Annotated in this window: 8 protein-coding genes; 2 read left to right on the forward strand and 6 right to left on the reverse strand. The window is 70.9% G+C overall.

Going from position 1 to position 13099, the window contains the following annotated elements:
* Positions 1-113 precede the first annotated feature (113 nt).
* Positions 114-2045 (reverse strand): acyl-CoA dehydrogenase family protein, encoded by a 1932-nt coding sequence (locus tag ACIQRL_RS29100; RefSeq protein ID WP_401337107.1) that lies wholly within the window; start codon positions 2043-2045, stop codon positions 114-116.
* Positions 2046-2497: 452 nt separating this feature from the next.
* Here ACIQRL_RS29100 and ACIQRL_RS29105 point away from each other — a divergent pair, with 452 nt between their 5' ends.
* Together ACIQRL_RS29105 and ACIQRL_RS29110 are read left to right on the forward strand one after the other, a co-directional pair.
* On the forward strand, positions 2498-3511 hold the full coding sequence (locus ACIQRL_RS29105) for a LacI family DNA-binding transcriptional regulator (protein ID WP_401337109.1): 1014 nt from the start codon (positions 2498-2500) through the stop codon (positions 3509-3511).
* Between the two features lie 159 nt (positions 3512-3670).
* Positions 3671-5713 (forward strand): TIM-barrel domain-containing protein, encoded by a 2043-nt coding sequence (locus tag ACIQRL_RS29110; RefSeq protein WP_401337111.1) that lies wholly within the window; start codon positions 3671-3673, stop codon positions 5711-5713.
* Positions 5714-5809: 96 nt separating this feature from the next.
* Here ACIQRL_RS29110 and ACIQRL_RS29115 read toward each other — a convergent pair whose 3' ends face one another.
* From ACIQRL_RS29115 to ACIQRL_RS29135, 5 genes are all read right to left on the reverse strand, one after another.
* Positions 5810-6526 carry a hypothetical protein gene (locus ACIQRL_RS29115; RefSeq protein WP_401337113.1) on the reverse strand — a complete coding sequence of 239 codons (717 nt, stop codon included), beginning with the start codon at positions 6524-6526 and terminating at the stop codon, positions 5810-5812.
* Positions 6527-6565: 39 nt separating this feature from the next.
* Complete coding sequence (locus ACIQRL_RS29120; protein WP_401337115.1) at positions 6566-8938, reverse strand: glycosyl hydrolase family 95 catalytic domain-containing protein; 2373 nt, start codon at positions 8936-8938, stop codon at positions 6566-6568.
* Entirely contained in the window at positions 8935-10941 is a 2007-nt protein-coding gene (locus tag ACIQRL_RS29125; protein ID WP_401337116.1) for a beta-galactosidase, read from the reverse strand. The genes ACIQRL_RS29120 and ACIQRL_RS29125 overlap by 4 nt, the downstream gene beginning before the upstream one ends.
* Before the next feature lie 156 nt (positions 10942-11097).
* Complete coding sequence (locus ACIQRL_RS29130; protein WP_401337118.1) at positions 11098-12033, reverse strand: carbohydrate ABC transporter permease; 936 nt, start codon at positions 12031-12033, stop codon at positions 11098-11100.
* A complete protein-coding gene (locus tag ACIQRL_RS29135; RefSeq protein WP_401337120.1) occupies positions 12030-13094 on the reverse strand; it encodes an ABC transporter permease in 1065 nt (354 codons plus the stop codon). Before ACIQRL_RS29135 ends, ACIQRL_RS29130 begins: the two co-directional genes overlap by 4 nt.
* Between the last annotated feature and the right edge of the window lie 5 nt (positions 13095-13099).

The raw sequence follows: 13099 nt of genomic DNA on the forward strand, positions 1-13099 counted from the left end.
GGGCGTCGTGGTGGAGGTCCCCGTTCGCCGTTGCGTTCATTGTCGGCGCCCTGGTGCGGCGCGGCAAGCAGCGCGGTGGCGGACGGGGTCCTCGGGCGTCACCGGGACGGTCGTCAGCGGATGGGCCGGTGGACGTTCTCCCGGGTGCTCGGGCCGGGTGTCGCGTCGGCGATCCAGGGACCTTCGCCGGACGGATCGAGGACGCCTTCCTCCAGCCAGGTGTAGGTGCCCGACAGGACGCCCTTGACGACCTTGCGGTCGACGTCGTCGGTGTTGGTCCACAGGCGTCCGAAGAGTTCGTCGACGCGGACGCGGGACTGGCGGCAGAAGGCGTCGGCGAGCTGGTAGGCCTCGCGGCCGTGCTCCCCTGTGGTGCGCAGGAGTTCGGCCCGTACGCAGGCCGCGCTCATCGCGAAGAGTTCGGCGCCGATGTCGACGATCCGGCCCAGGAAGCCCTGTTTGGTCTCCATGCGGCCCTGCCAGCGCGACATCGCGTAGAAGGTGGACCGGGCGAGCTTGCGGGCGCTGCGCTCGACGTAGCGCAGATGCGTCGAGAGGTGCACGTCGTGGTCGAACTCGTTGTACGAGCGCGGGAGTTGACCGGCGCCCGCGATGAGCTTCGGCAGCCACTTGGCGTAGAAGACCCCGGCGTTCGCGCCCGCCTTCGCCTTGTCCGAGAGGGACTTGTCGGGGTCGATGAGGTCGCCCGCCACCTTGAGATGGGCGTCGACGGCCTCGCGGGCGATCAGCAGGTGCATGATCTCCGTGGAGCCCTCGAAGATGCGGTTGATGCGCAGGTCGCGCAGGACCTGCTCGGCGGGGACGGCGCGTTCGCCGCGGGCGGCCAGCGACGCGGCCGTCTCGAAGCCCCGGCCACCGCGGATCTGGACCAGTTCGTCGGCCATCAGGCAGGCCATCTCGGAGCCGTACAGCTTGGCGAGGGCGGCCTCGATGCGGATGTCGTTGCGGTTCTCGTCGGCCATCTGCGACGACAGGTCGAGCACGGCTTCGAGCGCGAAGGTGGTGGCCGCGATGAAGGAGATCTTGGAGCCGACGGCCTCGTGGAAGGCGACCGGCTTGCCCCACTGCTCGCGCACCGCCGACCACTCACGGGCGATCTTCAGGCACCACTTGCCGGCGCCCACGCACATGGCGGGCAGCGAGAGGCGGCCGGTGTTGAGAGTGGTGAGGGCGATCTTCAGGCCCGCGCCCTCGGGGCCGATGCGGTTGGCGGCCGGCACCCGCACCCGGTGGAAGCGGGTGACGCCGTTCTCCAGGCCGCGCAGGCCCATGAACGCGTTGCGGTTCTCGACCGTGACGCCCTCCGAGGCGGCTTCCACCACGAAGGCCGTGATGCCGCCCTTGCGGTCCTCGGACTTCGGGACGCGCGCCATGACGACGAGGAGATCCGCGACGACGCCGTTGGTCGTCCACAGCTTCACCCCGTCGAGGATGTAGTCGTCGCCCTCCGGTACGGCGGTCGTGGCGAGCCGCGCCGGGTCGGAGCCGACGTCCGGCTCGGTGAGCAGGAAGGCGGAGATGTCGGTGCGGGCGCAGCGCGGCAGGAAGGTGTCCCGCTGCTCCTGGGTGCCGAAGAGTTTCAGCGGCTGCGGTACGCCGATCGACTGATGGGCGGAGAGCAGCGCGCCGAGCGCCGGGTTCACGGAGCCGACCAGCGCGAGGGCCTTGTTGTAGTACACCTGGGTGAGGCCGAGACCGCCGTACTTGGTGTCGATCTTCATGCCGAGGGCGCCGATCTCCTTGAGCCCGGTGATCGTCTCGTCCGGGATCCGCGCCTCGCGTTCGATCCGGGCGGAGTCGATCTTCGTCTCGCAGAAGTCGCGCAGTTTGGCCAGGAACTCCTCGCCGCGCTGGGTGTCCTCGTCGGCGGGGAGCGGGTGGGGGTGGATCAGGTCGAGCCGGAGGCGGCCGAGGAAGAGTTCCTTGGCGAAGCTGGGCTTTCGCCAGTCCTGTTCGCGCGCGGCCTCGGCGACCTGTCGGGCCTCACGTTCGGTGACTGTGGGCTGGTGGGGTGTTGCGGACATGAGGCTCACCTCGCCGCGAAGAGGGATCTTGGGACTGTTCGTTACCGATCGGTTCTACTCGATCGTATTTACCTGATTCCGGTTGACCCCACCAGTCCTGGCGCAGCGTTCGGCCCAATGGCCGCCCCCGGAACCCCGGCCGGCACCACCCCCTCGCCCGGGCGCCCACCCGGCCGCTCACCCGCCGGGACGGGCCCGGTCGACGGTGTTGCACCGGAGACGCCTTCCGGGGGACGGTCTGGGTGCGCCGGTCAGGGGGCCGCCGCGCGTTTCACGAGGGTGCTGAACCAGGTTCAGGGATGCCGTGGTCGAAGTTCAGGAATTTCGCTGTCGAAGCGCTTCGACAACCTATGGACACGATTCCTCCACCGGGCTAGTGTCGAGCCACCCTCACTCGCCCCTATCCGTATCGCGCGCACTGTCGAAGCGCTTCACAAAGCTTGGAGAGCTGGATGGTCACCCTCGCCGAGGTCGCCCAGCACGCCGGAGTCTCGGCGAGCACGGTGAGCTATGTCCTCAGCGGCAAGCGGTCCATCTCCGCGGGCACCCGGCAGCGGGTCGAGCGGAGCATCCAGGAGCTCGGCTACCACCCGAACGCGGGCGCCCGCGCCCTGGCGAGCAGCCGGTCCAACATCATCGCGCTGATGGTTCCGCTCCGGACCGACATGTACGTACCCGTGATGATGGAGATCGCCATCGCGGTGGCCACGAACGCCCGGACACACGGCTACGACGTCCTGCTGCTCACCGGCGAGGAGGGTCCCGACGCGGTGCGCCGGGTCACCGGCAGCGGGCTCGCCGACGCGATGATCCTGATGGACGTCGAACTCGACGACGAGCGGCTGCCGTTGCTGCGTGAGACGGACCAGCCGTCCGTGCTCATCGGCCTGCCCGCCGACACCACGGGCCTGACCTGCGTCGACCTCGACTTCGGGGCGACGGGCGCGCTGTGCGCCGAGCATCTGGCACTGCTCGGCCACCGTGACATCGCTGTCATCGGCGAGGCGCCCGCCGTCTACGAGCGGCACACCGGCTTCGCCGAGCGCACGCTCGACGGACTCCGATCCCGCTCGCGGGAGTTGGGCCTGCGCGTCCTGCACCGGCCCTGCGAGGGCGGCTATGACGCGATGGCCCTCACCCTCGCCCGCATCCTCGACGAGCGTCCGGGCACCACGGGCTTCGTCGTGCAGAACGAGTCCGCGGTCGAACCGCTGCTCGCGCTGCTGCGCCGGGAGGGCCGCGCCGTGCCCGAGGACGTTTCGGTGATCGCGATCTGCCCGGACCAGGTCGCCACCCAGGCCTCGGTGCGGCTGACCTCGGTCGCCATCCCGGCGCAGGACATGGGACGGCACGCCGTCGAGCATCTGATCGCCAAGCTCGAAGGGCGCGGCAAGGACGAAGTCGTCCTCATCGCACCGGAGTTGACGGTCCGGGCGAGCACGGGCCCGGCGCCTGCCGCTCCCTGACCTCACCGGGGACCGTTCCCGGCGCGCCGCTTCCGGGCCGGTCCCCTCCCGGACCTCGTGTCCCTGTGCCGGGGCACCCCTCTGTCCGCACTCCTTCTCGCTCTGCACTCCTTCGTGTCTGCACTCCTTCATGTCTGCACTCCTTCAGGAGCACTCAACGTGAATCAGCCTGCCGAAACCCAGCCCCAGGTCAGCCTCGCGCAGTCCTCCCCGACCGTCGGCACGTTCCGCGAGCGGGACGGCGCGCTGGAGTGGAGCGGCCGTACCGAGACCGTCCGGATCGAGCCCTGGGGCCCCGACGCGGTCCGGGTCCGCGCGCGGCTCGGCGGTCCCGTGCTCGAAGGCCTGCCGGGAGCCCTGCTCGACGAGCGGGAGGCCACCGCGAGCACGGTCGAACTCACGCGAGGCGAGGCCCGGTTGACGGTCGGGGCGCTGACCGTCGAGGTGAGCGCCGAGGGAATGCTCCGCTTCACCCGCACCGCGGACGGCGGCGAACTCCTCGCCGAGGAGCGCGCCCACTTCTGGTGGCCCGGCTCACGGCTCTACACTCCCACCGGGAACGGCCACCACCGTCTGGAGCAGCGCTTCGCCGCGTACGAGGGCGAGAGGCTGTACGGCCTCGGGCAGCACCAGCACGGCCTGTTCGACCAGAAGGGCGCGGTCCTGGACCTGATCCAGCGCAACGCCGAGGTCACCATTCCCGTCCTCACCTCCAGCCGCGGCTACACGCTCCTGTGGAACAGTCCGGCCATCGGCCGGGTGGAGCTCGCGGGCAACGGCACCCGCTGGGTGGCCGACTCGGCCCGCCAGATCGACTACTGGATCACCGCGGGCACTCCGGCCGACGCCCAGCGCCGCTACAGCGCGGCGACCGGCCGGACGCCGATGCTGCCCGAGTGGGCGGCCGGATTCTGGCAGTGCAAGCTGCGCTACCGCACGCAGGACGAACTCCTCGAGGTGGCACGGGAGTACAGGCGCAGAGGCCTGCCGCTGTCGGTCATCGTCTGCGACTTCTTCCACTGGACCCATCTCGGCGACTGGAAGTTCGACCCGGCCGAGTGGCCCGACCCGGCGGCGATGCAGGCCGAACTCGCGGGCCTCGGCGTCAAGCTGGTGGTGTCGGTCTGGCCGTCGGTCTCCCCGCTGTCCGAGAACCACCGGCTCATGGAGCAACGGGGCTACTTCATCGGCACCGAGTACGGACCGATGGCGCACGCCGACTGGCCGGACAAGGAGGTCGCGTCGACCGTCCAGGTGGCCTTCTACGACGCCACGAATCCCGAGGCGCGCGAATTCCTGTGGTCGCGGGTGAAGGACAACTACCTGGACCCGTACGGCATCTCGGCCTTCTGGCTGGACGCCTGCGAGCCGGAGCTCAAGCCGGGCTTCTCCGCGAACCTGCGCTACCACGCGGGCCCGGGTCTCGAAGTGGGCAACCTCTACCCGCGCGAGAACGCCCGTACCTTCTACGAGGGGCTGGTCGCCGCCGGGGAGACCGAGATCGTCTCCCTCAACCGTTCGGCCTGGGCGGGCAGCCAGCGCTACGGGGCCGCGCTGTGGTCGGGCGACATCGGAACCGACTTCGCGACCCTGCGCCGCCAGATCGCCGCGGGTCTCAACACCGCGCTGTCCGGCATCCCCTGGTGGAACACCGACATCGGCGGCTTCCACGGCGGAGACCCGGACGACCCCGCGTACCGCGAGGTCATGGTCCGCTGGTTCCAGTTCGGCGCGCTGTCCCCGTTGATGCGGCTGCACGGCTTCCGTGACCCCGGGCTGCCGCTCGGCCCCGACATGACCGGCGGCCCGAACGAGGTCTGGTCGTACGGCGAGGAGGCCGGGGCCGTCATGGAGAAGTACCTGCGGCTGCGTGAGCGTCTGAAGCCGTATCTCCTGGACGTCATGCGGGAGGCCCACGAGGAGGGGCTGCCGGTGATGCGTCCGCTGCTCCTGGAGTTCCCGGACGACCCGGCGGCCTGGTCGGTGGACGACGCGTATCTCCTCGGCCCGGACCTGCTGGTCGCGCCGGTGCTCACCGCGGGCGCGACGGCCCGTACGGCGTACCTCCCGGCGGGTGCGCGCTGGACGGACGCGTGGACCGGGACGACGTACGAGGGGGGCGCGGCCGTGACGGTCGACGCGCCGCTGGACCGGATCCCGCTGTTCCTGCGGGACGGTGCGCGGCTGCCGGTGGCCGGGTAGGGCCTGCCCGGGACGGGTGCGGCCGGCCGGGGCAGGCCCTGTCCGGCCGGGTGCGGCCGGCCCCCGCCAGGGACCGGCCGCACGCTCAGGTACAGGTCAACTGCTGCTCACCGTCAGGTTGTTGGTGGTGAAGTCGAGACCGCCCGCGGACGAGGTGATCTCGAAGCCGAACTGCACGTCTCCGATGGTCGCGCCGCTCGACATCCAGCCCTTGGTGTTCGCGATCCACTTCAGGATCGGGAGGATGTTGAGGGTGCCGGAGGTGGAGTCCGAGGTGCGCAGGAAAGAGAAGACGTCGTTCGCGCCGTTGTTGCCCTTGTAGACGGTCCAGGTGTTGCCGTTCAGGGTGAGCGTGCCCTGCGAGGTGCCGAGCGCGCCGACGGCGCCGTTGTAGTTGACCCAGAGCATGATCTCGTGGGCGTAGCCGGTGTCCCAGATGTCGTACGAGGTGTCGTACGCGCCGGAGGACGGGACGGTGACGTTGTAGGTGCTGGTGAGGGTGGAGAGCCCCGCGATCGTCTTGCCCACGTACTTCTTGGAGTTGGGGTAGGACTTGATGCCGCCGGTGTTGGGGTGGTCGGCCCAGACTCCCCAGTTGGTGCCGGAGTTGGCCCAGATGCACTGGCTGCCCGCTCCGGAGCCCCAGATGTCGTTGTAGAGCGTGTACCCGTTGAGGGTGGTACTGCCCCACTGGTCGCAGGAGGACCAGACGGCGGCCTGGGCGGGGGCCGAGGCGAGGCCGATCGTCGCGCCGAGCGCGAGCGCGGGGGCGACGAGGGCCTTGGTGATCCTGTTCAGCGTGCGAAGTGCCATGGGAGTCCCTTCCATGGGTGGGGGGGGAAGTGCGGGGGTCTACCGCGGCCCCAGGGTGAGGACGCCGTCTTCTCCGGCGCTCAGTGAGAGCGGTCGCGCGCCGGTGGAAGTCTGGAGTTCGACGCGGCAGGTGCGGCCCGGCCGCAGCACGGCCCTGGCACCCTCGGGGGTCCAGGTGAGGTCGGCCGTAGCGCCGAACCTCGTGCGGATGCCCCGGAGTTCGCCGCTCGAAAGGCCTGCGGGGAGGGCGGGGAGCAGGACGAGCCGGTCCGGTGTGGACTGGATCAGCGCCTCGATGAGCACGGCGGGCAGGGTGTGGGCGGCGTCGGCGTTGTAGACGTGCCGGTTCGGGTAGTGGCCGCTCATCAGGGAGACGTGGAAGTAGTCCCCGGCCAGGACGTTGTCGAGGGCCGCGGCCACACGCTCCGCGTCCCGCAGCCGGGCGGCCACCAGGGCGTGATGGAGGTGGCCGTGCGCCGAGTCGTTCTCGGCGCCGCGCAGTTCGAGGGCGCGATGGGCCGCCGCGGCGAGTCCGGGGGTGTCGTACGGGTTGATCTCGTCGAGCGGCCACACGCCGTAGAGGTGGCTGAGGTGCCGGTGGTCGTAGGTGTCGATGAGTCCGGGCCGGGCCCATTCGGCGAGCGCGCCCTCGGCGTTGACGCGGTGCGGCGGCAGCCGGTCGGCGAGTGCGAGCCAGCGCTCGGCGTCGGGTCCCGGGTGGTATGCGGCGGCCGTGCGCAGGGCGTGCCGGGCCGCCGAGAGGTCCATGGCGGCGTTGACGGTGACCCAGCCGGCGTTCGCGGGGCGGTTCTCCGGGGAGTAGGACGGCACGATCACCAGGTGGCCGTCGTCGTCGGTCCGGGTGAGGAAGTCCTCGTAGAAACGGGCCACTTCGGCGAGCGCGACGGCCAGCCTCGGGTCGCGCTCGCCGCGGGTCTCGTCGTGGTCCACCAGGGGCTTGAGGAGCCAGTCGGCGCCGGCGGTCCATACGTGCAGCGGGTACTCACGGCTGAGGTGGTGGATGTGGCCGGACTCGCCGTCGGTGTGGGCGGGGGCCACGACGCCGCGTGCGCCGAAGACGGCTCGGGCGTTGTCCCGCCAGTGCGGCAACTGGCCGTGGATCAGGGCCGCCTGCGCCTCGGTGACCTCGGGGAGCGCGGCGGCGGCGGCCGACGCGGTCTGCAGATTGAGGTTGGCGTCCGTGGTGAACGCCCCGGACCAGGCGGTGTCCCAGTCGCCGGTCCAGAGCCCGGTCAGCCGGGGCGGCAGGGTCCCGGCCGCGGAGAGCAGGTGATAACGGCCGGCGGCGAACAGCCGCTCCAGGAGAGCGGGGCTCTTCGGTCGCCGGGCCAACTCCGATCCGGGAAGGGCCCGTTCGGCGGGATCGGCGTGCAGGTCGAGGGTGACGCGGAGGTAGGCGGCCCGGTGCAGGGCGGTGTGGCGGGCGAGCAGGTGGGCGTAGGCGCGCTCGATGTCCTCGGCGCCGCGGCCGGCCTCGGGCAGCAGCTCGCGCAGCGCGCGGACCTCGGCGAGGACGTCCGTCTCGCCCGGGTGCCGGCGTACCCGGGTGAGCAGCAGCAGGGAGCGGGCGCCGTCGACCCGTACGCCGGGAAGAGCGGGACGGGTCCGGCCGTCGGTGACCAGGAGCGTGACCCCCGTGTACGCGAGATCGCTGCCCGGATAGCGGGCGCGCAGGGTGAGGAGGGCGCCCTCGGGGGTGCGGACGGCTCCGTGGCCCACCGCGAGGCCGGCGGGCGCTCCCGGCAGCCGGTGGTCGAGCGTCACCTCGGCCGCGAGGCCGGGGGCGGTCACGTACTGCGCGATCACGTCGTCGGCGCGGGAGACGAAGACCTCGCTGCGCCGGTCGGCGCACACGGCGCGGACGACCCCGGTGGTGAAGTCGGCCTCGCGCCGGTAGGCGTGCCACTCCTCGGCGGGGCGCCGCACACCCTCCGGATGGGCGAGGTCACCGGGGCGGCGCAGCCGCACCTGGAAGGCCGGGTGGAAGGGCTGCACCCACAGCAGCGGGCGTCCGTCGGTGAAGTCCTCCCCGGCGTTCACGTCTCCGGTCAGCAGCCGGTCCTGTACGTCGGCGAGGCGCTCGGCGAGCTCGGGCGGGCGGGCGTCCGCGCTGCCGTTCGGGCGGACCAGGCGGTGATGATTGACGATCACCCGGTCATCGTTCGGATCACCGAACACCAGGGCGCCGTGGGTGCCGTTCCCGCTCAGGAAGGCGTCCTCCCAGCGGGCGGCGGGCAGGGGCTCCCAGGTGCCGTGGACGGGGGCGGCGCCACGGCCGCCATGCGTTCGGGTGCCGGGGGTGGGCGCGCCGTCACCCGGGGCGGCCTCGCCTCCGGTGCCGTCGACGTCGGTGCGGAGGGAGCGGGCGTCGGCGCGATCCTTGTCCGTCATGGGGCGAGCACCACCGCTCCGTAGCGCTCCAGTCGTACGGAGTCGAGCACGGGCGCGCCGCCGAGCAGGTCGCGGTGGCGGCCCGGGACCTCGACGGTCACCGGGTCGCGCCCGTGGTTGAGCAGGAAGAGCAGGTCGCCGCGCCGGACGGCCTCGACACCGTCGGGCAGCCCGTCGAGCACCGGCCGGACGCCCGCACCGTCCGCCGCCTTCGCCAGCAGTACGCGCAGGGCGGCCGGTTCGGGAAGGGTGGAGAGGTAGCGGGCGCCGCCCTTGCGGAGCACGGCGGGCAGTCCGTCCAGTTCGCCGCCCCGGTACCGCGTCTCGACGGTCGCGGTGCCGTCGGGCTCGATCTCCTCGGACCAGAGCGTGCCCCGGAAGCCGTCGCATCCGACGGTCTCCCCCGCGTCCAGCGGCCACCATTCGTGCAGCGTGCGGATGCCGAACAGTTCCCGCAGCCGCTCGTCCATGCCGCCCGGCCGCACCCGGTCGTCCTCGTCGGCGACGCCGGTGAGGAAGCCGCACACGAGCGTGCCGCCGGCTCGTACGTGGGCGAGGATGTTCTCGATCGCCGCGTCCGTGAGCAGATAGAGCTGGGGCACGACGACCATCCGGTAGGCGGAGAGGTCGTGCTCGGGATGCGCGAACGCGGTGCTGAGGTGGGCCTCCCACAGGGCGCGGTGCCAGGCCCGTACCAGCTCGGCGTAGTCGGTCTCCGAGGACAGACGGCCGTCCTGCGCTCCCGCCCACCAGGAGTTCCAGTCGTGCAGGATCGCGATGTCCGACACGACATGACGATCTGTCACATGACTGCCGAGGAGCGCGATTTCGGCGCCGATCTGCTTGATCTCCTGGAAGGTGCGGCCCCGCTCCCCCGCGTGGCCGATCATGCCCGAGTGGAACTTCTCGGCGCCCTGCCGTGACGGGCGCCACTGGAAATAGCAGACGGCGTCGGCGCCGCGCGCCACGGCCTGCAGCGACCACAGCCGGTTCAGCCCGCGCGGCTTGGGGTGGTTCACACCGCGCCAGTTGACCGCTCCGGCCGCCTGTTCCATGAGCATCCAGGGACCGCCCCCGGCCTGGGAGCGCGTCATGTCCTGGATGAGCGCGCCGTTCTGCGCGCCGAGGGGGTCACGCGGATCCGGATAGAGGTCGACGGAGACGACGTCCTCCTCCGCGGCCCACCGCCAGGCGTCCTGGCCGACCCACATCGGCATGAAGTTGCTGGTCACCGGGGTGTGCGGGCTGTGGCGGCGCACGATGTCCCGCTCGGCGGTGTAACACTCCAGAAGCATGTCGGAGGTGAACCGTTTGAAGTCGAGCACATGCGTCGGGTTCTTCATGTAATGCGCGTGACGCGGTGGGATCACCTCGTGCCAGCCGTCGTACCCCTGGCCCCAGAAGGCCGTTCCCCAGGCCGTGTTGAGGGCCTCGACGCTGCCGTACCTGTCCTGGAGCCAGCGGCGGAAGGCGGCGGCGGCCTCGTCGCCGTAGTCGAAGGTGCAGTACTCGTTGTTGATGTGCCACATCGTGAGCGCGGGGTGGCTCCCGTAGCGGGCGGCCAGGTCCTCGGTGATGGCGGCGGCGCGGGCCCGGTAGACGGCGCTGGAGTGCGAGAAGTGCTGCCGCGATCCCCACCATTCGATGCGGCCGTCCTCGTCCCGGGGCAGCGTCTCGGGGTGCAGCCGTCCCATCCAGGGGGGCGGCGAGGAGGTGGGGGTGGCGAGCACGACGCCGATGCCGTGCTCGTGCATCAGGTCCATCAGCCGGTCCAGCCAGCCGAACTCCCTTGCTCCTGGGCGTGGTTCCAGCCTGGCCCAGGAGAAGACCCCGAGGGTGACGGAGTTGACGCCGGCCTCCTTCATGAGGCGGACGTCCTCGTGCCAGGTCTCCTCGGGCCACTGCTCGGGGTTGTAGTCGCCGCCGAAGAGGACGCGGCCCCGGGTGGCGTCGCTCAGACTCGGCCGACCGGACTCGGGACCGGTTCCGCGGGGCGTGCGCATGACCTACCTCGATCGGGGTGAGGAGAGTGGATCGCCGCGGCCGACCGCTGGTCAGGAGCAGGTCGGCCGCGGCGGGCTGGGGGCGGCGGAGCAGGGGCCGTACGGAGGAACACGGAGGTACGGAGAGGTGCGGGGTGCGCGGAGGGCCGGCCGGGGTCAGCCCTTCACGGCGCCGGTGAGCATGCCCTTCTTGAAGTGCCGCTGGACGAAGGGCGAGAGGACCGCGACCGGCAGCAGCGCCATCACCATGACGGCCATCTGGACGGCGAGCGGCGACAGTTGACCGGTATTGATCTGCGTGGCGAGTCCGACCGGGCGCTCCTGCTTCTGCACGAGCTGGATCATGACGTTCTGCAGCGGCATCATGTTCTGGTCGGTCAGGTAGATGGAGGCGTTGAACCAGGCGCTCCAGTAACCGACCGCGTAGAACAGTGAGATGACCGCGAGGACCGCCCGGGAGAGCGGCATCACGATCTGCCACAGGATGCGCCAGTCGCCCGCCCCGTCGATGCGGGCGCTGTCGATCAGTTCGGGCGAGATGCCCATGAAGAACGCGCGCAGCACCAGGATGTTGAAGACGCTCACCGCGCTGGGGAGGATCAGCGCGAGATAGCTGTCGGTGAGGCCGAGCGCCTGCACCAGCAGATAGGTGGGGATGAGTCCGGCGCCGAAGAACATCGTGGCGAGCAGCAGCATCAGCAGCCAGCGATGGCCCAGCGATCCGGTGCGCGAGAGGCCGTAGGCGCACAGGACCGAGACCGCCATGCTGAACAGGGTGCCGGCCAGGGTCACGCCGACGCTGACGAGCGCGGCGCGCTGCACCTGGCCGCCGGTGAGCAGCTCCTGGTAGGCGACGAGGGTGAAGCTCCTGGGGATGACGACCAGCCCGCCGGCCGCGTCGATGGTCTTCTTCGACTGGAGGCTGGTGACGACCACGATCCAGAGCGGGAAGAGGATCGCGAAGGCGGCGAGGGTCAGGGTGAACCCCTTGGCCGTGAGGCCGGCCTTCGACGGTTCCTCCTCCCAGGCCGGCCGGGGCGGCGCCGTCCAGCGGCCGGGCTTGTCGCGCGGTTCGTAGGTGACGGCGGTCATTTCTCGTACACCCCCTGCTCACCCATGAGATGGGCGACCTTGTTGGCGGTCAGGACGAGCCCCAGGCCGACCACGCCCTTGATCAGTCCGGCGGCCGCGGCGTAGCCGAAGTCCTGGTTGCGGATGCCGTTCCACCACACGTAGGTGTCCAGGACGTCGGAGGCGCCGGGGCCCACCGAGTCGCGCTGGAGCAGCAGTTGCTCGAAGCCGACGGTGAGCGCGTCGCCGACGCGCAGCACCAGGAGCAGGGCGATCACCGGGCGCAGGGCGGGCAGGGTGATGTGCCACATGCGGCGCCAGCGTCCGGCCCCGTCCATGGCGGCGGCCTCGTAGAGATCGGGCGAGACGGACGACAGGGCCGCGAGGAACACGATGATGCCCCAGCCCGCGTCCTTCCAGACGCCCTCGGCCGTCACCAGGAACTTGAAGATCCCCGGATCGGTCATCAGGTCGATGCCCTGGTGGCCGTGTTGGCGCAGGGTCTGCGCGATGATGCCGGCCCCGCCGAAGATCTGCTGGAAGACGGTGACGACGAGGACCCAGGAGAAGAAGTGCGGGAGGTACATGACCGCCTGGGCGACCGCCCGGACCCGCGGCCTGACCACGCTGTTGATGAGCAGCGCGAGACCGACCGGGATCGGGAAGTACAGCACGAGCTGGAGGAAGAACAGCACGAACGTGTTCTGCACGGCGTGCCAGAACTCCGAGTCGGCGAAGATCCGCTGGAAGTTCTCCAGGCCGATCCACGGGCTCTCGAAGATCGCGACGAAGCCGTTGTCGCTCAGATAGGGGTCGTAGTCCTGGAAGGCGACGACATTGCCCAGCACCGGTATGTAGGTGAAGACGAGGACGAGCGCGACCGCCGGGAGGGTCATCAGGATCAGGGTGCGGTCGCGTCCGAACCGCAGCCGGAAGCCCGGCTTTCCGGCGTCCTGTCCGGCGTTCCTCCGGGCCCGCCGTCCGGTGGATCGCCGGGCGTCGCCGTCCGGTGGACTCCCGTCCGGGGTCCTCTTGCCCGTCTTGGCCCCGGCCCCGCTCCGAGGCACCGTGCTGTGCGACACGGCCT

Origin of the sequence: Streptomyces sp. NPDC091209, from assembly GCF_044757755.1 — a bacterium.
Lineage (GTDB): Bacteria > Actinomycetota > Actinomycetes > Streptomycetales > Streptomycetaceae > Streptomyces.